Source organism: Anabaena catenula FACHB-362 (assembly GCF_014698735.1).
Classification (GTDB): Bacteria; Cyanobacteriota; Cyanobacteriia; order Cyanobacteriales; family Nostocaceae; genus Anabaena; species Anabaena variabilis_A.
The window spans coordinates 1-22966 of the sequence record NZ_JACJTQ010000040.1; the positions used below are offsets into that span (position 1 = coordinate 1).

The window sequence follows — 22966 nt, forward strand, 5'->3', positions numbered from 1 at the left end:
GTGAGGATTGCTCTGAATATATTCAAATATACTGCCCATAACGTCTTACCAAAAAATACACTTTTATATTCTTATACCATAATTTAATTCTTTTTCGGAGATGTCTATTGATTATCTCAAATTTACTGCAAACATATCGAGATCTACTGATTATCAAGTCTGCACCCAAGGAAGAAGCCTTACTGACTGGTTGTGTCAGCCATACCCAACTCAAAGCTTTTGCCAAACACTGGAATTTCGAGACACTGAATTTGTCTTTAGCAGAGTTACAAAAAGCTGAAAATTATCTGCGGTATACAGTCAATGCAGCAGTGTAGCTGGAGGTTTGTTTACTCAATTTGCTGCCTGGTTTATTGCCTGGGGGTGCAACGAAGACGGTAAATGTGAAACCTGGGTATGATGGCAAATTGTTACCAACTTATGGCACGTACACCATCAACAAGGTAACTGATAAACCTGTGGATGATCCAGGTAAAGAAAGCCTGTTACCAGCAGTTGCAACCAATACCGCTAATGCTTCTAATACTGCTAATTTAGCGCAAATATGGCAGCAGGTGATGGATAAGGCTAAACCCAACCATCAAAAGCTATTGGCTCATGCAAATCTGGTGAAATTGCAAGGGTCTAAGGCAATTTTAGAGGTGACACCAGCTTACCTGCAAAAGTTTGAGAATAGCAAAGAGGCGATCGCTAAAATGCTGCAACGAGCTACCCAAAGTCCAAAACCTCTGACTGTGTTGATTAAAACTGCCAATCTCAGTAATAATGGGAGGGTAAGAGGATGATTGTTTTGCTCACAGGTGATGACGAATACGCTATTCAAGAACAGCTAAACCAGTACAAAGCTGAGATTGATGCCCAATGGCTGACTCTATGCTATCACCGATTTCCGGCTGTTCAGCTTGACAAAGCTTTGAGTGTGGCTCGTACTCGTTCCCTGACTGGTGGTAAAAAACTGGTAATTGTGGAAAATTGCCACCTCAAGCAGTGGGGTGATCCGGAGTTAGCAACTTTGCAACAGTTGGTGCAATTGCCTAATTCGACAATTTTGGTGTTTGTGGCGACTAATGTAGATAAGCGGTTGAAGGTTTACAAGCATTTGGTTAAGTATGGCAAGTTGTTTGAGTTTTCGTTGATACCACCTTGGCGGCATGATTTGATTGAACAGGCGATAGTTTCGCTGGCTGCAAAACTCTACACGAACACTACAGATAATGCTGTTACAGCTAAGAAAATTAAACTGCTGCTGTCAGAGGAGGCGGTGGCATATTTAGCACAGGCTATTGGTAATGATATGACCCGTGCTGCTTCTGAGTTACGCAAACTGGATATCTATGCTCAGGGGAGAAAGTTAGAGCTTGCGGAGGTACAGGAGTTAGTTCCATGTCAAACTCAGAATAGCCTACAATTGGCTGCGGCTATGCGTGAAGGAAAAAGCCATCAAGTTTTGCAGTTGTTGGATGATTTACTGTCTCGTTCTCATAGCGAAGCGTGGCGCAAGTCCATACCTTTAATGGTGATTGTCAGCACTATTTTAACGCAGTTTAGAACTTGGTTATGGGTGAAATCTGCAATTGTTTCTGGGGTGAAGAAGGATGGTGAATTAGCTCAATTGTGTAATATCAGTAATCCTCATCGTATTTACTATTTGCGTCAGGAGGTAGCAAATACAAGTATCAATGCTTTAGCTAAGGCGGTGACTATGATTTTGGATGTAGAGATGTCTATTAAGAGGGGTGCTGATGGTAGGGATTTATTGGTAGTGATTCTTGGTGTTTGTAGGTTGTTTCAGGTAGTTTAATCAGGAAGAAGTTGAGGGATAATTTTGGATTTTAGGTTGGATGTTTGATGTCGGTCTAAAATCCAAATTCACTAATAATGATATTGATAGCAAGCAAGAAGTTTACAAGTTACGTTTCTTCTTTAAATATTTCCAATATTTATTCTTAGCAGTAGTCAATTACTATGGGTATAGAGTAAATTTATGTTATTAAACACTGCTGTCAAATATAAAAAGGTAATCGTCTATGTCTGAAGATTCCCAGCGTAATACTGCTGTCAATGCTGCTGCAACAACCAAGATTCACCATGTCAATTTACAGGATATATCTAAAAGTACAGCAGATAGATTAAGTAAAGGTGGTATTCGCCCTGGCGAACCTATCAGAACCAGAATAGAATCCCAACAAATGCTAGAGAAAATACCTTCTTCTCAACGGGCTGGTATAGATAGCAAAACTGCGAATAAGAATGTAGAACAGTATTTATCTGATAAACACGCTAGTCACATTAAGTGTAATTTGAAGGAACAAGTGAGCTTTTTGGCATAGATATGCTTCACAAAGTAGATGTCCATCTTATGGGTAAAAAAACAGTCAAAGTAGAAAATTAATTTCGCCATGTAATACACGGTAAAAATTTGTTAACCTAACGGTGTATTACATGGTAACGGTTATGCTGAAACGGGATATCCAGGGAAAATTCGCCCTGAAAAACGATGATTACCGTCAGGTACGCTCACTGAGACTGACTGATGACACCTGGAAAGCATTGGGCATAGCTGCTGAATGCAACAGAATGACAAGAGCAGATTATTTAGAAGAAATAGTAAAAAGCAACAACCTACCAAGTAATACATGGAAAGAAGGAGACCTCTTTCCGTGTAGTACACGGAGAAATAAAAATCAAGATCAACAACCTGACATCGCTGAAACGCATACACCAACACCGCCCAACATGACAGAACTTGAAGCTTTACGTGACCAAGTGTTACAAGAACTAAAATTAGGTAAACAAGCCCCTGGATACAAAACAACCCAAAAAGCTCTTAATCAATACATCACTCTATTGAGCAAAAGATTGTAAATTTTGTGACTACTCCCCAACCTTATCTCGCTGTGGCTTGCGTTGTCCAACACTCCTACGCCCATTTTTCTTGGGAACTGCCTCAACATTTTCCGACTCAGTTGTTAAAGATATTACCTCATTCTTAGAACTAGGTGTATCTTGTGGCATTTCCTCTGAAACTATAGCAGTATCCTTCTTATGCTGTGCTCTATCGCCATCCGTTCACACTGGGCAAGAGAAAGAGTATGTTCATGTAACCGCTCCAAAGTCAGCGTATCAAAGCCATCATGCAACACCGCCGCCACAGCCCGAATCAGCCAATCCTTCAACACACCCACACAACCAATAGAACGCTCATAAAAATAAAACCAATGCTGCATTAAAGCCGGAATATCAACCTGAAGGGGAACTTGCTTGAACAGCGCCAGTAAAACTCCCTGAAAATCCTGCCTGTCTTGTTCATTTTGAAACAAATAACGGGGAAAATGAATATCCAACCCCCGGCGTGATGCCTGTCCACTTAAATTGCGAAAATTCAAAAGTTCATAAGTGCCAATGAGAATATGCAGTACACCAGTCACATTCGTCATCGACTTAATCCAATCCAACTGGTCTAAAAGCTTACCACCACTAGCCCCACTACCAATCTTCATTAAATGCTGTGCCTCATCCAAAATCACAGCCTTAACACCGCGTTTGCTCATTGCCTCCTCTAAAGCCTGACGCAGTTCAGGAGAATCATTGAACTGTGCCGCTTTACTGCGTCCACGTCCTTTTTTCTCCCAAGTCTGCTCGGCATCAATATCCACCATCATCCGCCGCTCGTAGTATGGTTCTCCCAACAACCTCAGTGCGGTGCGGTAATAATCAGCCCGATTAAACACCCCACCGTCAGGAGGTCGGGTTTCGATTGGCAATAGTGGCATTGGGGAAACATTGCCGTTGCGATAACCTCCTTCACGAACACCATTCTGTTCAACAGCAGTCCCATTTAACCGTCTAGTAATTTGGCGAATCATCGTCGTCTTTCCCACACCAGAAGGTCCATACACCAGGACATGAGCAAACCCCGCAGGTTCACGAATCGCACTCATCAGTAACATATCCACTTGTGCCAACTGGGGATGAGATATCGCATATTCCTTGAATTGCTTGAGTTGGGACTGTGCTGATTCAGGAAAGTTCTCCATTATCTGTATTCCTCAAAGACAGGCAGTTTTGTGACATCTAACAGTTGGACATTTTCAGTTTTATGAACTTTGGCGACATCTTCCTGGTTGGATTTGTTGGCTTTTGACTTCGGTATTGTCGGTATAACTGGAACTTGAATAACTGGGGATACCTCATGTCCACCAGACGTTAAATTTTCCCGTACACTTTTGGCTTCCAAATCCCGTAATCTTTGCAGTAGCAGCGTTTCATGCTCTTGCACTCTGGCGATAAAATCTGCTAATCGTTTAGCTGAGATATTCGTACTGACAACATTACGTTTATCCTGTTGTCTAATTTCCTGGGCGGCTAACAACACTTCTTTCTCCGTGCGTCCCACAAAGGTGCTGTAATACTGGGAGATACATTTAACCCAACGTCCTTCTAGGTAGGCATATGCTACACCCATATCAAAGGGGTCATAGCGCACGGGAACTTTGGTTTTTTCAACGCCAGGATTACGGAAAGCGTCGTTCCAGTAATATAGATAGTTAACTTTAATTCCCTGTCCGGGCTGGATTACAGCCGTTCCTTTGGGCGTACTGGGGCGTGTGGACATGAGGAAGTCTTCGTTGTAGGCAATGTGTCGGTGTTCTCGTTCTCCTGCTATCAGCAACCCGTCGGTATAAACTTGCAATGGTGTTGCCCCCAGGGAATCATGTTCACTTGTGTCGTACACAGAGTATGCCCATTCGGTGAGGTAGGTATACAAATCTGCCAATGTCCACACGGCTTGTTGTTTGGGGTCAACGGATGGAGTAAGTTGTCGTGGCTGTTTGCTGGCTTGGGTGTTACCCAATAGGTTATAGACAAACTCGGTATTTGTTGTGCCAAATAATCGCTCTATGACTGAACCAAAACGCGGTTTGCCACCAGGTCTGGTTTTTTTGATGCAGTGGTAGCGTGCTAGTAGGGTGTCAAAGTAGAGGCTATGAAATTCTTTACCTCCATCTACGACTACGGCTTGGGGAAAACGACCAAAACGCTGGACGCAAGACCGTAGTGCCATCATGCAAGACCTGTAACTGGGTGGGTCAAAGGTGAGATAAAGGGCGAGGATACGTCGAGAATAGGCATCAATGAGTAATGTTAGCCAAGGTCTTCCTAAGTTCCGGCCTGTAGCTTGTGAGCGTAGTTCGATGTCGAGTTGGGTGTGGTCAATGTGGACGATGGCAAAGGGTCTGTCTCCATGTCGGGGTGTGGTTTTGGCTAGTTCTAAGATTTTTGGTTCTGTTGGGTATGCGGCTTTTGCTCCCTGACGTTTTTTGGTTTGTTCGTGGATTGGTCGCTTTTTAACCCTTGAATAGAATGTGCGCTGACTGAGTGGTTGGATGTTTAAGGATAGACAGGCTCTGGTATATGCTCGATAGACTGAAGCTGCTGGGGAAAGTCTTGGGGTTTCAAAATGCTCGGTAATAAATTTATCGAGTAGTTCGCTTTCTTGAGTTGGTGCTTTGGGTTGACGATTTCCTTTACTCTTTGTCCGTGGCAGTAAACCAACATAACCACAACCTAAGCTATTTGCAGCTTCACGGTACTGTTGTACCCAACGACGCAGGGTGCGGGGTTTGATGTCTTTGTAGATGTCTGCGTGACGCTGTAAATATGCTTGTACTAGATGAAATCTGTGGTTTGCTTGTTCTAAGTCAGCAGGAGAGGCGGCATCCATCAATGAGCGCACGGTTTCGTTGGTGCTTTTGAGTTCCTCTTTTGATTGGATGCTAATATCACCTGCAAAGAGCAATTGGAGAAAAAATGCTGTTGGCAACTGTATTGGTTGCCCAACTTCAGGTAGTAGCGTGGTTGTGGTTTCACCGTGGTTGACTAAAGTCCACGGTCTTGAGTCCCACAAGAATGTTGTGTTAGGTAAGAGTGTTGCGGGTGAGATGAATTCTAAGTTGGGTAATATGGTTTCTTGTGTTACCAGGGTATGAGCATCCGCAGTTTGTTGATTTGCCCACAGTTTTACGCGCCAATGTTCAACTAATGGGACAGCATACAAGTCTACATACAGCTGTTGGGTTGCAATCATGGCGTATACATCGTTGGCTCTGACTCCGGGAACTGATGCCAGCATTGCTGCAATTGTTGCTCCTGGGGTGGTTTTTACCCACTGCTGTATTTTTTCGGTGACGCTGGGGGGAATGTTGGTGTTGAACCCGAAGTAATCTGACAAAAACATCAGGTTTTGGGTGAAGACTGGATGTAGTTGAGCATCGGTGCGGATGTTGTATTTTAGTCCATAGGAGGAGGCGTAAGCTTCTCCTGGGAGGCAGTGCCAATGTCCGGTTTCTGTTTTTTGATAGCGTCCTGGGTATTTTTGGGCTAGTCGCTCTAATTCTTTGACTGTTTTCCATTCTTCCCACATTGCTCCTGTGGAGCGTAATACAAAGAAGTCAGGGGTATGATAATGACCTATGTTACGTCCTGCTGCGTTTTTGTACTGGATTTTGAAGAGTGGGGGCTGGTCGTAATATTCTAAGACTTCTGGGTCGTTTTCCATTTGGTAGATTGCCCACAATTCTACGGTGTGGCTTTCAAATTGGATGGTTTGACCCATTTTCCGACTAGGGTATACTCCACTGACGTTTTTGGCTCGTCCCTGTACACGACGTGAGGGTGGAGCAGCACGAATTTTGGCAATCAAATCTATTGTTTGTGCCGTTAGTTGTTGCCGTCTACACCAATACTCAAATTCTTCTGAGTTCATTGATTTGCAACATTGAGGGTGCTGATAAAAAGAGTTTTTACCTTGACTACAATCAACAAATACTGTCCGTCAGAGCTTCTTTGAACCATAACTTGGCTCCAAAGTTGATGACATTGCTGTTTGATTTGGGCAATTTTGACTATTTGGGGTTTAGACAACTCTTGGCTCTATTATGATTCACTTTTTCAACACGCGGCCATGTATTGATACAAAATTTTATCTAACTTGTTGCTGCAATGTCTGATGTTCCGTTAATTTTTAGTCAGCTTATGGTTCAAAGTTTGGTCATTTTTGAGGTAAAAGCACATTAAGCCCCACAGTCAAGGCGGTTCTAATGATCCGAGCAATATCAAATGGGAGAACGGCAAAGATAATATAGCTCGTGGTGGTAAACCCATGACTAAGCAAGAGCAGATGAGACTCAATGCTAAATATCACTTTGATAATTTAACTGGTGCTGTAAAAGCTGGACTGCAAGCTGCACCAATGGGTGCGGCTGTGGGTGCAGTTACAACTGTACCTTTCTCACTTCTAACTCATGGGCTGCGTGTAGTTCGAGGTGAAATTTCTGCACAGGAAGCAGCTACAGCAACATTAAAAGATACTGCTATGGGTGGTGCAGTTGGGGGTGTAACAGCATTTACGACAGCAACATTAGCTGCGGCTTGTCCACCAATAGCGATCGCCTTAACTACAGTAGCACCTTTATTAGCTGTGGTTGGTGCTGGAGGTATGGCTGTTGAGTTTTTCAGAATCTTAGATGATCACAAACAGGCTGTAAAAACCTATTATGAATCTTTAACTCAGCAAGAATTAGGAAGATTACAAGAAATTGAAAATGATCTGATTTATGAACATCAGAAAAATCTAGCATTTTTGGCAGAAGCAAAAGCAATTAATCAAGAAATTACAAATCGTCCAATTGCACCAGGAATAGAAGGGGCTATGCAACGGTTACGTGAATCAGTGGCTATTGCTCAATCTTTAGGACTGACATCAGCAGATAGTAAATTATTGCCTAATTCTCAACTTCCTTACCTTCCTCCTAGTCACTAAATAATAAATCAAGAATTCTATGATTTTTATACTACCTTTTGTATTTGGTGCTGTAGGTCTAGCTGTTGGTGCTGTTGCAGGTGCTTTTACTTCTCATGCTGCTGGAGAAAAGGATAGACAATCTGCGAAACATCACAGGAAAGTTGCAAATGAATTAGTTGAGAAATACACGAATCTACAAAAACAATACTATGAACTTGCTGATGAAAGTAAAAAGCAAATTGACGACTTAACTCAACAGATTGCATTAAGTGAAGTAGAAAAAAATTATTTGCGCGTGGCATTACTATTACAGCAAAATCTTATTTACTTAATGTGGGAGATTGATAGAGAACCTACAGCAGATACTTTAAACAAATTTCAAACAGCAGTAGAACAAACCAACCAAGTTCTTGAGCAACTACAAGAGGAGTTAATCATCGTTCCAAATGACTACTATGAACGTCTTTTAAAAGCAATAAAAGTCAAAGCTATAGAAGCAGAAAACACAAGCGAAAAAATACTAATTAAGAAAGCAAAACTAAATGATATTTTTTGTAAAACTATTCTCAGTGTTGATTTAGGTAGAAGTGCTATAAAAACCTGTGTGAGTCGTGAACCTGGTAATGTGGCTTTCATTCCTTCTCCTGTGAAGCAAATGTCAATAAAACAAATTCGTGGCTTGGTGTTGGAAGCCAAAGGAACTGATCCATTAATGAATTTGTGGATAGAATATCAAGATATTGGTTATGCTGTTGGTCAATTAGCAGAAGACTTTGGTGCAAATCTCGGTCTTGGCCAATCTGTATTAGAGGATGCACTTATCAAAGTGTTATCATCTGCTGGCTACTTTAAGCTTAAAGATGAAATTGCTGTTGTCCTGAGTTTACCTTTCGTTTCCTTAGAGCAGTTTGAAAATGAGAAAGCGCATTTGGATAGGTTGTTAATTGGCCTCCATGTAATGAATTTTAGAGGTGAATTAGTGTCCTTGAATATTACTAAGGTATGGGTAATGCCAAATGGCTATGGTAGTTTACTATGGTCAGAAACTCAACCGAATAAAGTCGCAACATTTCCAGATTTTACAAAAATACCACTAGCAGTTGTTGATATTGGATATCAAACTGTTGACATGATCATGGTAGATAATTTCCGTTTTGTTAAATATCTTTCTAATAGTGAAGACTTTGGAATGAGCAAGTTTTATGAATTGATAGCCTATGAAATAGGAGGTGCTGATAGTCAGTCTTTAGCATTGATTTCTGCGGTGAATAAACCTAAAGGTGAAAGATTTTACCGTCCTAAAGGTGCAAGTAAGCCTACCAACTTAGATGATTTTATCCCCTATCTGACAGAGTACTTTTACCGTGAAAACTGCTCTCGTGTGTTAGCGTGGTTGCCAGAGCGGGTAAATGATGTGATTATTACAGGTGGTGGTGGAGATTTCTTTTGGGAAGATGTCCAACGTCTGCTCAAAGAAGCTAAAATCAATGCCTATTTAGCTGCACCTTCCCGACAAGCTAATGCTTTGGGGCAGTATATTTATGGAGAAGCGCAATTATCTGCTGCTATTCGTGATGCTAGGTCATAAAATTAATGTTACAATAGTTGAAATAAAAACAAAATATCAGCCGATAATCTATGACCATTACTAGAGAAACATTTGCATTAAAAATTCAAGAACTTGGCGAAAGTTTATATCTATCACATTTTCACTTAAAAATTAATGAATGGATGACACATGAATCTAACAAAAGATTACAAGAGTATCCACCCTTCTTTTATTTGTCACGCATGGCTCATTATGAAACTGGATTATTAAAACTAACTAGAGCTTATGATGATGATTTAGATAGCTTGACACTTCTAAAAGTTCTAAATATGATTGGATCTAATTATAGATATTGGGGATGCTCAGAAACTCTTGATCATAAAATTTTAGAGGATGATAAAAAATTTGTCAGAGAGGATAATTTAGTAAAAAAGCTAAAACATTTGAGGGATAAAACTGTCGCTCATACAGATCACAGACAATTTCCTTCACGAATTGGTGATGATATAGCAAAAGTATATAAAAAATATGGAGACGATTTTTATTGGCAGCAAGGTCGTATCACTACAGAACCTATTGAACAACTACCTACTGTGGAAAGAAATATAATTTTAAACCAAATAAGTCAAGAAGTGTTTGAAGTTGTTAATCACCAGGAAAATAAAATTTTAGATAAGGATATACCTGCTTTTAGTGAATTATATCAACTAACAACTCAAGGTGTTATAATTTGTAATAGATATATGCAAAAATTATCTATGCCTCCGATAGAGCTAAAACTAGAAGGGATAAACTTTTAAAAATAAATTTTTATTTAGATATTTCAAAGCGAAAATACTATCTATCCCAACTTAATATCTTCCCACAATGGGGGATTTATGAGGGCAATGTTCAAAAAACACCACCATGAACACGCCCAATTATAGCTTATTACTGCAAAGCCTTTTGACACTACCTACCACACCCATTCCAGAAAATTCACCATCAAATCACCATCCCCCCAGAACCAACAGATATCACCGAATTTCTAGGTGAAGAATTACTCTGGCAACAAACAATTCCCGACACAGATAAATATGTATTAAAATAGAAAACAATAGCTAATTAAAAACTCAAAAATTATTGAATAAAAACAATGAATATTGAGCAGACAGTCTTAGAAATTTCAGGAGTAGAAATCACCAAATCTATCTTAATAGATTTACAAAAACTCTCCTCTTGCTCTGGAGAACCAATAGCATCTGTCTATGCAGATAACCTACTGCGTACCATGCGTGTTATGCGCGATAAATTACCTTTTGACCCCTATACGGAAGTGGTAATGGCATTACATGATGCACTGGCATATTCTAACCGTTGGATTGACTATAATGCTAGTCAATACCAGGGCGTTTGTGAATTACTTACATCTCTAGTAAATCAAGAAGCAATCAACAATTCATCAGTTGAAACAGCAATTTTAACTCTAGAAAACTTAGGCTTTGATACCCTACCATTCGGAGTCAAACTTGATGAAAGCCTGGATATCCATAAAGACGAAGAATAATACAAAATGGATGATAAATCTATTCCTCAACACTTTCTAGATACCTCAGTTTTACGTTCTCTGCTACTTGGTACGCAAGTCTATAAGCAGTATTTTGAATCTCAATTTACTGACCAACCGCTTTATATTTCTAATTACGTGCAGATGGAAATGAGACGCAGTTATCTAATTAATCTTATTTCCTTCTACTTTGTGCTGCGCCTAGAAACTATTAATAATATTGGTGATGCAATTGCACTGTGGAGTAATAGATTTAAAACCAGCGAACTTAAAGCTATTTTACAACTTATTCCCCAACTTTTTAGCACCCACCAACTCAACTTTAGTAGTCCCCAAGATAAAGAAAAAGCTATCTCTATTTTAGGAATTTATATCAAACGTTTTGAACTTCTACTCAGAAAAAAGTTTAATAATACCAATACAGATTCTACCACCTGTACCCGCGCCCTTGTACCCCTTACCCTTGACTTACAAAATCTGGCGGCTGGATTAAAACAGTTTGCTGATGAATTTGGAGATGTAAAGAACTGTCGCAGCAAATGTCAGATTGACCAATTTCTCTTAGTACAATACCGTGCAGAAATTGAGCAATTAATTCAAATTGCTGCTCAACTACCCAAAAACTCAAATACTAGAGGATTTATTAATATTGCCAATAATTTAAAAGAAATATTAGCTCAAGGAGCAACAGCCTGTGACTGCAAACGTTGTGAAAAGATTGGAGATGCTGTCATTGCTTTAAATGCACCCCGAAATATGCAACTAGAACATACTGATAATTCCTTTGACTATTTATGTCCAACAATTAATCAACCCCATTACAAACATCCTTCAGAGAGTAAAATATTTGCCAGATGATAATTTTCTAGTAAATTACTATGGCATTTATCAAAAATAACTTTGTAAATTCGGAGTTTACTTTTGTCAACTTAATATCTTCCCCCAATGGGGGATTTATGAGGGCAATGTTCAAAAAACACCACCATGAACACGCCCAACTACAGCTTATTACTACAAAGCCTGTGGACACCACCTACCACACCCATTGCCGAAAATTCCTCCTCAAATAATCATCCCCCAGAACCAACAGAAATCACCGAATTTCTAGCAGAAGAATTACTCTATCAACAAATAATTCCTGCCACCGAACCTAACCTCAAAACCATCCCCAAAGACCTACCAAAACAACTAATAAAAGCCCTACAATCATTAGGAATCACCCAACTTTACTCCCATCAAATCAAAGCCTTACAAGCAATTAGAACAGGTAAAAGTTTCATCCTCACTTCCCCTACAGCCAGTGGTAAAACCCTCAGCACATACCCCGGCATTATCGAAGGTTGCATCAATCAACAACACAGAGCCTTAGCATTTTATGGACTGCGAGCTTTAGCACTCGACCAATTCCATAAAATCTCACAACTCCTTTCTACCATACCCCCAAAATATCGCCCAGTTTTAGCAATGATCACAGGAGATGTTAAATCAGCAGAAAGAGAACAAATTCTAGCAAGTGAACCCCATATATTAGGTGTCACTCCCGAATTAATTCATTTCCAACTCAAACAAGTTTGGAAATCACCAAATTGGGCAAACTTTTATCAACGATTGCGCTACATCTTAATTGATGAAGCACACACCCTTTCCGGTAGCTATGGCGCAAATATGGCTTGGTTAATTCGCCGTATTAAACTAGCAGTAGATCATTACGGTGGTGACTCCCAAAACCTGCAATTTATCTTCCTGAGTGCTACTTGTGGAAATCCTAAACAATTAGCTTTGAAAATCTCCGGTTTAAAACCCACTAAACTCAACCCCAAACCCTTAATTTGGATTCGTAAAAGTGGCGCAGCTTCACCACCCAGACAAGTAATTGTCACCCAACCAAGTTATAATTTAACTGCGGACACAGCCCGGATAATTCAATTTTTACTCAATCAAAATAAATCAGGAATCGCCTTTTGTAACTCCCGGCGCAGTGTGCGAGAAGTCACAGAACTGTTAAAATCAAACCAAGTCACCGCATTTTACAGTGGTATTACTGCCGAGCGTCGAGCCGAAGTAGTTAATCAACTTCAGTCTGGTATAATCAAGTGGATAATTGCCACAGAAGCCTTAGAAGCAGGAATAGATTTACCAGAATTAGAATGTTGTGTTTTACGTGGCTGGCCTGGTTCTAAAATGGCATATCAGCAACGCAGTGGTCGAGCCGGACGTTCTCAACCAGGACTCACAGTGCTGCTTCCCAATGCTTTCAACCCCATTGACTGTTATGTAGCAGAACATCCAGAAATGCTGGTATCTGGAGAATCTGAAGAAGTGTTTTTTAATGATGAATATCCCATCTTTGCCGCCAAACATTTGATGTGTGCAGCCGCAGAAACAGGCATTCCCACTAACAAAATTAAACACTATTTTGGTGCAGCCGCTTTTGATGTTGCCAAACTGTTATTAGCCCAAGGACATTTACACAAAGGTCGTAATGGTTTATGGGCTAAAGGTTATCCTCATAAAGATGTTAATTTTCGGGGTGGTTTATCGCAAACAACTATCAAATTAGTAGATGCAATTTCTGGGGAAGAATTAGAGGAAATATCTGAAGATATCGCTTATCGAGAAGTGCATCCCCAAGCCATTTATAAACGCCAAGATACTAAGGGACAAATGCTGACTTATCAATGTATTTCTCTCGACCTTAACAGTAAACGAGCGATTTTAAAACAAACAACAGATAAGGCAATTTTTACAGTTGCAACTACGGTATCACAAACCAGTAGTTTAACTGTGTTAACTGACCCAGTGCATTTACCATTACTGTTTTCTCCAGATGGTATAGAAGAAAAGAAACAGGGGGAACAGGAACAGAAAATAAAGGGGAAAGTTTCGCACAAGACTGACATCGTAGTCAGAGGAAAATCTGTGAAGGAGGAAGAGGAACAGAGAATAAAGGATAAAATTTCGCACCCTGCAACTCTGTCTAAAGTTGAAGAATGTCAGGAATACTTAACCCTAGAACTGAGTTTTGGTGAAGTTAAACACATTACTAGTGGTTACAGTTTAATGACGCAAATTTACGAGCAGACTTGTTTGAATAAACGCTGTCTCAACTATAAAGAACCCTTACCTCAACAACCGCGTTGTCCCCTATGTCGTAAACTCACCCGCAAAGCTGTAATTGTCAAAACCCTGTCAGAAGCCAAGTTTGAACAGCCTTTTCGCACCCAGTTTTCCGCCCCTATGGTAAAAGTAACAATTAACTCAAGTGCGCGAGAATACATCCAACAGTTTGCTAAAGAAACTAGAACCAGTTTAACTCGCAGTAAAGAACCGATACCTTCTGGTTATCAACAGTTGTGGGAATATTCCAGTCCCTTCATTGCTATGCACAGCTTTGGACATCAAATTATGAGAGCATTACAGCTTGTAGCTAGAGTTGACCCCAAACAGGTGAATTTTACAGTGGTGAAGGAGTTAGAGGAAAATAACAATTACACTGGTTACTTCTATGATACCAGTGATGGTGGCAATGGTGCGGCTGAAGCTGTGTTTAAACATTTGCCAAAACTTGCGGAGGTTGGTAGGGTAATGGCACGAGATTGTAATTGTCATACTGGCTGTGCGAAGTGCCTAATTCAATATGGCTGTCCTGATGGGAATACTGCTTTATTGAAGCAACTGGGGTTGGTGTTGTTGGATGCGATCGCTATAGCTAAATAATTAAGAATAGCAAGTAAAGGGTTAATAAACAGCTTTATTCGTCTTGATTAAACTGGGGTAATAGATTAGCAAAATAACAAAGTTTGTTATTTTCTGTTATTCCCAGTAGAATGATTAGTGGAAGCCTTTTTAGATAGAGGTTGTAAATGAACGTTTCTCTAACCACCGAACTAGAAAAGTGGGTACATTCTAAAGTAGAAAGCGGTATGTATACTTCCGCCAGTGAAGTAATTCGGGAAGGACTGCGGCTACTCAAAGAACAAGATGCCCTGAAAGGAATACGTCTTGCTGAGTTACGACGAGAAATTCAACAAGGTATTGATAGCGGAGAATCTACACCCTTAAACATGAGTGAAATCATTGCCAAAGCAAAACAACAGCGGCAGGAGAAACAGTCTCAATAATGGCAATTATTCTGAAGAAACCCCTTGCCGAAGCTGATTTATTAGATACTTGGGATTTCATAGCTAATGAAAGCCTTGAAAAAGCAGATAGTTTCTTACAAAAGATAGAAAACAAACTCAAAATTCTGGCAGAAAATCCTGGTATGGGCAGAAAACGTGATGAATTACTGCCAGGTTTACGGAGTTTTCCTGTAGGGAGTTATCTGATTTTTTACTACCCCCTCAACCAAGGAATTGAAGTTATCCGTGTATTTCACGGGGCAAGAGATATCCCTAGCTTTTTTGAGGATTCCTTAGAAAATAAATAAATTGCCTGAAAAGTAAAATAATGTAATTACAATTAATACTATAAAAGACAATAGCAGCTAACCGCTGCCTGGGAGAGATGCAATTTTCTCCCAATTATGCCAATAATTAATCTGGCTGATATTCAACAAATTAAGAAAACACAGCAACAACTTTTATTCCCTTATCAAAAACATCATTCAAATCACTCTCCTGTTGATTCTATTATTGCAGATAACTTCCATTTGCTGATGAAACAATTATTTTTACAACTCCCTGTAGAACCTTTATTAAATGCCCATCCTCAAATTGCTCAATGGGTTGCTCAAGTACAGGAACTTGTACCAGAAATCTTTCAATCTCGCAAAAAGTTATTAGTTGATAACCCAGTCATTGCCCCCCTAATGATTAATAACGATAATTACTTTATTCAAGTCACCACAAATATAGCATTTAAACAAGGTATCCCCAGACTTTATGAATGGGCTGTGCGTCATCCTCAGTTAAGCTGGCAAGACCGAGTAAAGTTGTGGACTACGACCGTTCAATACTCAGTTATTCCTAACCGAATGCAGCTTGTGATTTTAGCATTAGACCCTGTGAAACCACCCCAAAGATTAAATATACGTTGGCATAAAAAGTATCATCGGCAGACTGAAAGATGGTTAATTAAACTCCTGAATCAACCTCAAGAAAATGATGCCCAATCAAATCAAATAAATCAGGAAATAACGTCATCAATGATAAATTTAGACAATATTTCTGAAGTCAGTATTTAAGAGGCTAATACCTCAGTCATTAGCTAAAATTGATGATATAGCCGTGGACAGGGTGGTTAGGACATCAATTGATAATGAAACTCCCACTACAAGAGGGTTTAACTCCTGACTCCTGACTCCTGACTCCTGCTATAATTAGGGCATCACCGTAGTTGGGTAGCAATATAAACCTGCGACCTGAACATGGTCATGCCATTCTGTCCCAAGTAATCTACAAACCCATTGAGTATAAAATTAACCGATCATGCAGATGATCCGGCAAAATATGCTTCAGTATCGCTCCGATTTTGGCATCTTTGCCAACAAGATAGCGTGTCTTTGGCTGCTTTGCAGTCAGCGCATGGACAACAGCCTGAGCGACAATATCCGCAGAAATTCCCCCAGATGCGAGAATCTGCATTTTCTTACGGACAATATTCATAGCCTGACCATAGAGATTTTGTGCCGATTGCGGGAGATTATCCTGTGCTATTTCCGATTGACTTAAGGACTTTTCCCAGATTGGAGTAGCGATCGCACCAGGTTCGATAATGGAAACCGAGATTCCCCAAGGTCGTAATTCCATCCGCATCACATCAGTGAGTGCAACGAGGGCAAATTTTGAGGCATTGTAAGCTCCCAAGTACGGAGTCGGACTTCTACCAGCAATAGAACCCATATTGACAATTCGACCGCGACTTTGGCGTAATAGACCGAGGAATGCTTGTGTTACAGCTAATTGACCAGTGACATTAACCAGCATTTGTTGTTGAAAGTCAGCGATCTCTAATAATTCTAAAGGTCCAGGGACGGCAATTCCGGCATTATTCACTAAACCTAAAATTCCAGCACCACCCACTGCATTTGTGACCGTATCAACCGCAGATGCGATAGACTCAGCATCAGTCACATCTAAAAAAATCGGTATCAGCCTTTGAGACCCTTTCTGTTTAAGTGTTTGAGCATCCACCTCTTGACGTACACCAGCAAAAACAGAGAAGCCCAACTGGTCTAAAAGCAAAGCACAGGCTTGGCCAATTCCTGTTGAAGCTCCTGTAACCACTACTGTATTTTGATTTTCTGCAACCATGAATTTTCTGTGATGATGAAACTACTGCAATTACAAATTAGTAGCAATTCTTTTAAGTGCCAGCACGTCGCTATGTATGGATGCCACCTTGATCAACCGGATTTTAAAAACTGAGTAATATGTTTTAATTTACTCATCGCTACTAGCCGCAAAGACCTAAATTATTGGTTTCACCGGACAGAACCATTTTTAGGTTAGACATTGCCTATCAGATGGCTTACTAATAAATTATGCAAATGAAAGCTCGAAAAACCGGACAGAAAAGCAACAGCATCTTTAACAAGATTTATAGCAATGGACAGAATGCTTAGGACATTAATTGTTAATGAAACTCTCGTAAAAACCATCAACTTCCTATCCTTGCAATCCCGGAGTTTGATAAACTCGTGTTGCAAAATTCTCTAAAACATCAGTTTCTTGATGATTACTCGACTCCTGGACTGTGGCCACATCTTCCTCTGGTAATGGCAACATCCTTCCTGCTTCCTCAATGCGGTCATACAATGCCTGTGTGAGCATTTTAAGATCAGGAATTGTCACCTGACTTTCTAAAGCCAATCTAACTTGTGTGTCCCACAGACCTTCACTGTCCTTAGCTCGTTTTTCATCTGTTTTCGACACAGGAATAATTAAAGGATAAGGAATAGAAGCCTGTCCCCCGGAACTGTAACCGGGACTGGTAATTACACATTTACCTTGGGGAAACTTGAGAATTTCATCAGCACTGATAACAGGCATCTTTTGTAAATTCTCACTCCAACTGATTGAACGGCTCATTTGTCCACCAAGAGTTCGCCCTGTAGTCCGATTTTTAATCAGCACTTCCTTCTCACCGTAACGTTTTGAGTAATCTTCAGCAGTTTTGTAATTACCAGGATTGAACAAAACATGGGTACTGCAAGCCGAAGCGATTCCTACGGAGCGCTTCGCTATCGCACTCCCCATTTTATCCCCATAAATATCGTAAAGCTGCTCTAAACTTTGGATACCTAAGATAAAACAAGCACCATTAGAACGATATTCATTAATCCATTGTGGCAGTCGGTCTAACTTAATTGATGGTAATTCATCCAAAGAAATAATCAACGGGTCTTTACGGGGACGGCTCAAATTACCGACAATCATTAAGTGCATTGCTGCTGCCAGTAAAGGACCAACAACACTGCGACGTTCATCATCTAGCTTAAACACCACCATTTCTCTACCTGATAGCTGAGTGGGAATATCCGATTGACCGATAAATGCCCGTAACAAATCAGCTTGAATAAAAGATGAGAAAGTCCCTGCCGCTGTCGTCAAAATCCCGGAAACGGTCTTTTCTGCATCCTTAGCACTCAAAAATTGGATAAATGAAGTGGCTACCCATTCATCTAAACGTTTAGACTGTACCGCATGATCAAGACGTTGTACCAATTTTGGCAACCGCAACACCGCATATAACATGGCCATATCTGGGTATGGTGAACCTTTGACTAACTGTAATAATGCTTTTGCTAACAAATCCCCGGCTTTAGCAAAGAATTCGTCACTTTTACCCCCACTAGCAGCATTGCGGTTAATGACTTGACCAATTTCCCCAGCCATCACCCCATCCCGTGCATCCCGCATATAATCCAAGGGATTGATCACACCGCTAAAAGCTTCACCAGGGGCAAATACTCGCACTTTATAGCCATACCTTGCAGCTAAAGGTGCATGGAGTCGCATTTGGTCGCCTTTCTTGTCGTAAAGTATAATCGGAAACCCTTGCTGCATTGCACTTTCTAGCATCCGGTCAATGGTTGAGTAAGTTTTCCCCGAACCAGGCGCACCTATTACCAGTGTTCCCCGTTCAGCATGAGGAAACCACACTGTAGGTGCTGCACCTAGCATAATTTGCAGGTTAGCCATTAAACCCCGCCACTTACCTTTTACCCAGTAACGGGGAGTACCAGACCACAGGGTTACTTTATTGTGTTTGTGTTCTTGGATTTGTTTAAATGCGAGGTTAGTGGCTGCTAGTTTTTCGCTGACACCGCAGACTTTACCAGTGGTGATTTTGCCTTTACCCGTACCACTGATTTGCAGTAGAATTAGGACTACCAATAGTCCACCTATCATTGTCCAGCCTTGGGGGTTGTTGTACTGTTGAAAAAATTTACCGAAATCAATACTGGCTAGTGTTGGTTGGTAAGATGGTAGTTGAATTAGTGCCGATTGAGTGGTGAGATGGTGGTTTGGTAAGTTTTGCTGGTAAGGGTTCATGGCGGTTGAGTATGGGTTTACCAGCAATTTTAGTTACCAAGTCAAAGTTAGGGAATTGACCTTCTGGATATTTTTTTTGAGATAGACATAATATCAAGTTCAATTAATTAGTCATATAAAAATTGTTCAAGTTATTTTTACACAAATCCTATAAACAACAGATTCCCTCACCGCAACAGTAAAAAAAGATATGAATATATTCACTTGTTGTCTTTTTATCAATGTGTAACTTCTCTTAACATTAAAAATTTTTCAAAAGACACAAAAGTATTATAATTTCCCTTTAACTCCTCTGTATATCAGGGGAACTATTTATTTTGAAAATCAAATCTATGACAAATAAAACTACATCTCTTTCCCCTTGGCTTTATATACCTACCCTTTATTTCGCTGAAGGGATACCCTACATGATTATTAATGCAGTATCTGTCATTTTCTACAAGAAACTGGGAATAGACAATACTCAAATTACTTTTTGGACAAGTTTAATCAGTTTCCCCTGGATTTTGAAAATGTTTTGGTCGCCATTTGTGGATATTTACTCAACGAAAAGAAAATGGTTGCTGACAATGCAAATTATCATGTTTTTCTGTTTGAGTTTTTTAGCGTTATCTTTTCATCTTCCCAATTTTTTCTTTATATCTCTAGGAATATTAACCATTGCGGCATTTATTTCTGCTACTTATGATATTGCCACAGATGGCTTTTATATGCTGGCTTTACACCCAGAACAACAAGCTTTGTTTGTGGGAATTCGCTCACTGTTTTATAGATTTGCAATTTTATTTAGTACAGGATTTTTAGTATTTTTAGCAGGTTATTTAGAAGAATCAACTCAAAACATTCCTTTAAGTTGGAGTATTGTCATCGGTGTAGCTGCTGTCATCTTTGCATTTTTATTTGTTTTTCATCTAGTCATTTTACCAAAACCAGAATCAAATAATAACAACTTAGAATCAAATCCATCATTAAATATAAATAATATACCTTTTGTCAAGATTATTGTTTCCTATTTTAAGCAACCCAAAATAGCCATAATCTTAGCATTTATTTTGCTTTACAGATTTGGTGAAGCAATGCTACTGAAAATAGCTTCTTTATTTTTATTAGATAAACCCGAACTGGGAGGATTAGGTTTATCTACCAAAGAATTTGGTTTAGTATACGGTACATTTGGGGTTGTATCTCTGATATGTGGTGGAATTTTAGGAGGTTTATTAATCGCTAACTTTGGGTTAAAAAAATGTCTATTACCGATGGCTTTAGCATTAAATTTCCCTGATATTTTTTATTTATATATGGCTTATGCTAAACCACCAATAAAATTCGTTTATCCTCTAGTTTCCCTAGAACAATTTGGCTATGGTGTAGGATTTACAGCCTTTACAGTCTATTTAATGTATGTTTCTAAAGGAGAATATAAAACTTCTCATTTTGCCATATCTACGGGATTAATGGCTTTAGGTTTGATGATACCAGGAGCAATTAGTGGACAAATTCAACAAGCATTAGGATATCCATTATTCTTTGTCTTGGTTTGTTTGCTAACCATTCCGGGGATGTTAACGATATTTTTTATCCCTCTAGAACCGGAAAATAATCGCCAAGTAAATTAATGTTGTAGAATGGACACTGCTCATCTGATTTTCAGAAATCTTTTGTTGAAATAGTGTGAGGTTTTCTTTTGTTTAAGTATTTTGGATTATATAGCAATCCTAAATGATGCGTGAGAGTTCAATAAGCATTAAAGGCTTATAAAACAAGGATTTTTATCTACGTATTTTCTCATGTTTAGGGTAGGACTGCTATATTATTTGGCTCTTCGGTAGGTGTTATGCTGAATCATTAAAATCCAGAACTTGCCTTTAAAATCAATGCTTACAGGCTTTTGTCTACTAAATTTCATAACCAAGCCGAAACCGTTAACAATAACGGCTGTTGTTCTTACCCAGTAAGGATTTTCATCTCATTTGTAGACGTATTTAGCATAATAATGAAGAACCTATTATTTTAAGACCAACAACTAGTTTTCATGCGTTAAAAATACCAATGTAATAATTAAAGGAAACGTTAAAATGTCAAGAGTTGCAGGAATCCATGTTATTTGTGAAGACAGACTTAGAGTGGAACGATTAAATAATGGGTATTTCAGAAGTGGTCATTGGTGGGTGGCGAAAAAACATATGACTAAACAAAAATTAGATAAAGGTATTTATTTTGCACTTCATGAAACCAAAAAAGAATTATCTTATTTACAAGGAATAATTGAAGATTGGGAACAATCATCAGAAGATCCAAAAAGAATTATTGTTAAAATTAAAGCTATGAGTGAACAAATGGAATGGAAAGGTAATAGTGCAGGAGAAAAAGGTTATTTATGGTTGGATGATTAAACTGCTGCCGTCAAATCAGGGTGAAACCTTAATTTCTCATGGGCTGTAACCTTGAAAATTCATCAATTTATCCGATAGTGATGAAAGAGCGTTATATGAATTGTATTTTGGGTATTGATGGCGGTGGTAGCAAAACTATTTGTATCATTATGGATGATGCTGGTAAGATTCTAGCAAGAGGTGAAGCAGGAGCTTCTAATTATCAAAGTATTGGTATAGCAGCCGCCCAAAAACAAATTCAATCTGCAATTCATCAAGCAACAATTACAGCCTTAAATCACATAAATAATATTAATATTATCGCTATTTGTTTGGGTTTAGCAGGTGTTAGTCGGCCAGAGGATATGGAAGTAGTAAAAGCTATAGTCAGTCAATTGCAAAATAGCAAAGATATCCTACCAATTACCTGGGAATTACAACCATCTCATATTGTTATTTGTCATGATGCTTTAATTGCCTTAATAGGAGGAATTGGTGATGCTGTGGGTATTGTGGTAGCAGCCGGAACTGGTTCTATTGTTTTTGGACGAAATCATCAAGGAGAAACTAAACGAGTCGGTGGTTGGGGGTATATTTTAGGGGATGAAGGTAGCGGCTATAAAATAGCTGTTGCTGGAATGCAAGCAGCACTAAAGGCTTATGATGGACGTGGTAAACCAACAAGTCTTGTGGAGAATTTGCAACAGCATCTTGGACTGGAAAGCATGGAAAACTTAATAGAGGTGATATATCGAAAAGGATGGGGTGTAAAAGAAATAGCAGCTTTAGCGCCAATTGTTGATCAAGCAGCTAGTGAAGGTGATAAAATTGCTAATAGTATTATTGATGAAGCTATTAAAGAATTGGTAATAGCTACTTCTACAGTTATTGATCACATTTTTGATTCTAAGCAGGTTGTGGAAGTAGTCATCACCGGAAGCATCTGGCAGGGAAAATGTGGGTTACGGGAAAGATTTGTCAAGTCTATTATTGATCAGTATCCTTTGGTAAATGTGATTTATCCCCACCATGAACCAGCTTATGGGGCGGGTTTGTTGGCATTAAAGGCTTTATCTGGTAATTGGTAAGTAATGGGTGTTTAACAAAAAAATGCGAAATTCCCAATCTTCTATAGGGCGAGTATGATTTCAACCATCATCTTGCCGTTGCTATTTTCAACCATCACCTTGCCGTTGC

The 22966-nt window shown here is 39.4% G+C and carries 23 protein-coding genes; 17 read left to right on the plus strand and 6 right to left on the minus strand.

Annotated features, from left to right (window positions below):
• Positions 1–107 precede the first annotated feature (107 nt).
• The 5 genes from H6G68_RS27335 to H6G68_RS20725 all read left to right on the plus strand — a co-directional run bounded on the left by H6G68_RS27335 (position 108) and on the right by H6G68_RS20725 (position 2865).
• Complete coding sequence (locus H6G68_RS27335; protein WP_242045339.1) at positions 108–317, plus strand: hypothetical protein; 210 nt, start codon at positions 108–110, stop codon at positions 315–317.
• Positions 318–338: 21 nt separating this feature from the next.
• Entirely contained in the window at positions 339–785 is a 447-nt protein-coding gene (locus tag H6G68_RS20710; protein WP_242045340.1) for a hypothetical protein, read from the plus strand.
• Positions 782–1801 (plus strand): DNA polymerase III subunit delta, encoded by a 1020-nt coding sequence (holA, locus tag H6G68_RS20715; RefSeq protein WP_190908333.1) that lies wholly within the window; start codon positions 782–784, stop codon positions 1799–1801. Before H6G68_RS20710 ends, holA begins: the two co-directional genes overlap by 4 nt.
• Positions 1802–2027: 226 nt before the next feature.
• On the plus strand, positions 2028–2330 hold the full coding sequence (locus H6G68_RS20720; RefSeq protein WP_242045341.1) for a hypothetical protein: 303 nt from the start codon (positions 2028–2030) through the stop codon (positions 2328–2330).
• Positions 2331–2454: 124 nt separating this feature from the next.
• Positions 2455–2865 (plus strand): hypothetical protein, encoded by a 411-nt coding sequence (locus tag H6G68_RS20725; protein WP_190908334.1) that lies wholly within the window; start codon positions 2455–2457, stop codon positions 2863–2865.
• 9 nt (positions 2866–2874) lie between these two features.
• Here the strand turns inward: H6G68_RS20725 and H6G68_RS20730 are convergent, their stop codons facing one another.
• Genes H6G68_RS20730 through H6G68_RS26970 form a run of 4 tightly spaced genes read right to left on the minus strand, consistent with a single transcriptional unit; the run spans position 2875 to position 6924 of the window.
• Positions 2875–3015 carry a hypothetical protein gene (locus H6G68_RS20730; RefSeq protein WP_190908335.1) on the minus strand — a complete coding sequence of 47 codons (141 nt, stop codon included), beginning with the start codon at positions 3013–3015 and terminating at the stop codon, positions 2875–2877.
• Positions 3016–3026: 11 nt separating this feature from the next.
• Entirely contained in the window at positions 3027–4037 is a 1011-nt protein-coding gene (locus tag H6G68_RS20735; RefSeq protein ID WP_242045342.1) for an ATP-binding protein, read from the minus strand.
• The gene (locus H6G68_RS20740; protein WP_190908336.1) at positions 4037–6766 is read right to left on the minus strand and encodes a TnsA endonuclease N-terminal domain-containing protein; all 2730 of its coding nucleotides are present in this window, start codon (positions 6764–6766) and stop codon (positions 4037–4039) included. The genes H6G68_RS20735 and H6G68_RS20740 overlap by 1 nt, the downstream gene beginning before the upstream one ends.
• Positions 6763–6924 carry a hypothetical protein gene (locus H6G68_RS26970; protein ID WP_206757412.1) on the minus strand — a complete coding sequence of 54 codons (162 nt, stop codon included), beginning with the start codon at positions 6922–6924 and terminating at the stop codon, positions 6763–6765. The genes H6G68_RS20740 and H6G68_RS26970 overlap by 4 nt, the downstream gene beginning before the upstream one ends.
• 238 nt (positions 6925–7162) lie before the next feature.
• Between H6G68_RS26970 and H6G68_RS20745 the strand changes: the two genes are divergently transcribed.
• The 9 genes from H6G68_RS20745 to H6G68_RS20785 all read left to right on the plus strand — a co-directional run bounded on the left by H6G68_RS20745 (position 7163) and on the right by H6G68_RS20785 (position 16084).
• A complete protein-coding gene (locus tag H6G68_RS20745; RefSeq protein ID WP_242045343.1) occupies positions 7163–7822 on the plus strand; it encodes a hypothetical protein in 660 nt (219 codons plus the stop codon).
• Between the two features lie 313 nt (positions 7823–8135).
• Entirely contained in the window at positions 8136–9392 is a 1257-nt protein-coding gene (gene fcmB / locus H6G68_RS20750; protein WP_479686161.1) for a filament morphology actin-like protein FcmB, read from the plus strand.
• Positions 9393–9442: 50 nt separating this feature from the next.
• Positions 9443–10153 carry an AbiU2 domain-containing protein gene (locus H6G68_RS20755; protein ID WP_190908338.1) on the plus strand — a complete coding sequence of 237 codons (711 nt, stop codon included), beginning with the start codon at positions 9443–9445 and terminating at the stop codon, positions 10151–10153.
• 335 nt (positions 10154–10488) lie between these two features.
• Positions 10489–10899, plus strand: a complete 411-nt coding sequence (locus H6G68_RS20760; protein ID WP_190908339.1) for a hypothetical protein — start codon at positions 10489–10491, stop codon at positions 10897–10899.
• A 6-nt stretch (positions 10900–10905) separates the two neighbouring features.
• Positions 10906–11757, plus strand: coding sequence for a hypothetical protein (locus tag H6G68_RS20765; RefSeq protein ID WP_190908340.1), 852 nt, complete (start codon positions 10906–10908; stop codon positions 11755–11757).
• 126 nt (positions 11758–11883) lie between these two features.
• Positions 11884–14616 (plus strand): DEAD/DEAH box helicase, encoded by a 2733-nt coding sequence (locus H6G68_RS20770; protein ID WP_190908341.1) that lies wholly within the window; start codon positions 11884–11886, stop codon positions 14614–14616.
• A gap of 146 nt (positions 14617–14762) precedes the next feature.
• Entirely contained in the window at positions 14763–15020 is a 258-nt protein-coding gene (locus tag H6G68_RS20775; protein WP_015217560.1) for a type II toxin-antitoxin system ParD family antitoxin, read from the plus strand.
• Positions 15020–15328: a type II toxin-antitoxin system RelE/ParE family toxin gene (locus H6G68_RS20780; protein WP_190908342.1), complete on the plus strand. Its 309-nt coding sequence runs from the start codon at positions 15020–15022 to the stop codon at positions 15326–15328. The genes H6G68_RS20775 and H6G68_RS20780 overlap by 1 nt, the downstream gene beginning before the upstream one ends.
• Positions 15329–15424: 96 nt before the next feature.
• Positions 15425–16084: a hypothetical protein gene (locus H6G68_RS20785; protein WP_190908343.1), complete on the plus strand. Its 660-nt coding sequence runs from the start codon at positions 15425–15427 to the stop codon at positions 16082–16084.
• 211 nt (positions 16085–16295) lie between these two features.
• Here the strand turns inward: H6G68_RS20785 and H6G68_RS20790 are convergent, their stop codons facing one another.
• Both H6G68_RS20790 and H6G68_RS20795 read right to left on the minus strand, forming a co-directional pair.
• Entirely contained in the window at positions 16296–17153 is an 858-nt protein-coding gene (locus H6G68_RS20790; RefSeq protein ID WP_190908344.1) for an SDR family NAD(P)-dependent oxidoreductase, read from the minus strand.
• 354 nt (positions 17154–17507) lie between these two features.
• The gene (locus H6G68_RS20795; RefSeq protein ID WP_190908345.1) at positions 17508–19397 is read right to left on the minus strand and encodes a type IV secretory system conjugative DNA transfer family protein; all 1890 of its coding nucleotides are present in this window, start codon (positions 19395–19397) and stop codon (positions 17508–17510) included.
• Positions 19398–19729: 332 nt separating this feature from the next.
• Here H6G68_RS20795 and H6G68_RS20800 point away from each other — a divergent pair, with 332 nt between their 5' ends.
• From H6G68_RS20800 to H6G68_RS20810, 3 genes are all read left to right on the plus strand, one after another.
• The gene (locus H6G68_RS20800; RefSeq protein ID WP_190908346.1) at positions 19730–21013 is read left to right on the plus strand and encodes an MFS transporter; all 1284 of its coding nucleotides are present in this window, start codon (positions 19730–19732) and stop codon (positions 21011–21013) included.
• Positions 21014–21472: 459 nt separating this feature from the next.
• Positions 21473–21790: a hypothetical protein gene (locus H6G68_RS20805; protein ID WP_190908347.1), complete on the plus strand. Its 318-nt coding sequence runs from the start codon at positions 21473–21475 to the stop codon at positions 21788–21790.
• A gap of 95 nt (positions 21791–21885) precedes the next feature.
• On the plus strand, positions 21886–22857 hold the full coding sequence (locus H6G68_RS20810) for an N-acetylglucosamine kinase (protein ID WP_190908371.1): 972 nt from the start codon (positions 21886–21888) through the stop codon (positions 22855–22857).
• Positions 22858–22966 lie beyond the last annotated feature (109 nt).

Bases quoted from the DNA above. Each gene is read 5' to 3' on its own strand.
- holA (WP_190908333.1), top strand. From the start codon at position 782: ATGATTGTTTTGCTCACAGGTGATGACGAATACGCTATTCAAGAACAG.
- H6G68_RS20720 (WP_242045341.1), top strand. From the start codon at position 2,028: ATGTCTGAAGATTCCCAGCGTAATACTGCTGTCAATGCTGCTGCAACA.
- H6G68_RS20725 (WP_190908334.1), top strand. From the start codon at position 2,455: ATGCTGAAACGGGATATCCAGGGAAAATTCGCCCTGAAAAACGATGAT.
- H6G68_RS20730 (WP_190908335.1), bottom strand. From the start codon at position 3,015: ATGCCACAAGATACACCTAGTTCTAAGAATGAGGTAATATCTTTAACA.
- H6G68_RS20735 (WP_242045342.1), bottom strand. From the start codon at position 4,037: ATGGAGAACTTTCCTGAATCAGCACAGTCCCAACTCAAGCAATTCAAG.
- H6G68_RS20740 (WP_190908336.1), bottom strand. From the start codon at position 6,766: ATGAACTCAGAAGAATTTGAGTATTGGTGTAGACGGCAACAACTAACG.
- H6G68_RS20745 (WP_242045343.1), top strand. From the start codon at position 7,163: ATGACTAAGCAAGAGCAGATGAGACTCAATGCTAAATATCACTTTGAT.
- fcmB (WP_479686161.1), top strand. From the start codon at position 8,136: ATGTGGGAGATTGATAGAGAACCTACAGCAGATACTTTAAACAAATTT.
- H6G68_RS20755 (WP_190908338.1), top strand. From the start codon at position 9,443: ATGACCATTACTAGAGAAACATTTGCATTAAAAATTCAAGAACTTGGC.
- H6G68_RS20760 (WP_190908339.1), top strand. From the start codon at position 10,489: ATGAATATTGAGCAGACAGTCTTAGAAATTTCAGGAGTAGAAATCACC.
- H6G68_RS20765 (WP_190908340.1), top strand. From the start codon at position 10,906: ATGGATGATAAATCTATTCCTCAACACTTTCTAGATACCTCAGTTTTA.
- H6G68_RS20770 (WP_190908341.1), top strand. From the start codon at position 11,884: ATGAACACGCCCAACTACAGCTTATTACTACAAAGCCTGTGGACACCA.
- H6G68_RS20775 (WP_015217560.1), top strand. From the start codon at position 14,763: ATGAACGTTTCTCTAACCACCGAACTAGAAAAGTGGGTACATTCTAAA.
- H6G68_RS20780 (WP_190908342.1), top strand. From the start codon at position 15,020: ATGGCAATTATTCTGAAGAAACCCCTTGCCGAAGCTGATTTATTAGAT.
- H6G68_RS20785 (WP_190908343.1), top strand. From the start codon at position 15,425: ATGCCAATAATTAATCTGGCTGATATTCAACAAATTAAGAAAACACAG.
- H6G68_RS20790 (WP_190908344.1), bottom strand. From the start codon at position 17,153: ATGGTTGCAGAAAATCAAAATACAGTAGTGGTTACAGGAGCTTCAACA.
- H6G68_RS20795 (WP_190908345.1), bottom strand. From the start codon at position 19,397: ATGAACCCTTACCAGCAAAACTTACCAAACCACCATCTCACCACTCAA.
- H6G68_RS20800 (WP_190908346.1), top strand. From the start codon at position 19,730: ATGACAAATAAAACTACATCTCTTTCCCCTTGGCTTTATATACCTACC.
- H6G68_RS20805 (WP_190908347.1), top strand. From the start codon at position 21,473: ATGTCAAGAGTTGCAGGAATCCATGTTATTTGTGAAGACAGACTTAGA.
- H6G68_RS20810 (WP_190908371.1), top strand. From the start codon at position 21,886: ATGAATTGTATTTTGGGTATTGATGGCGGTGGTAGCAAAACTATTTGT.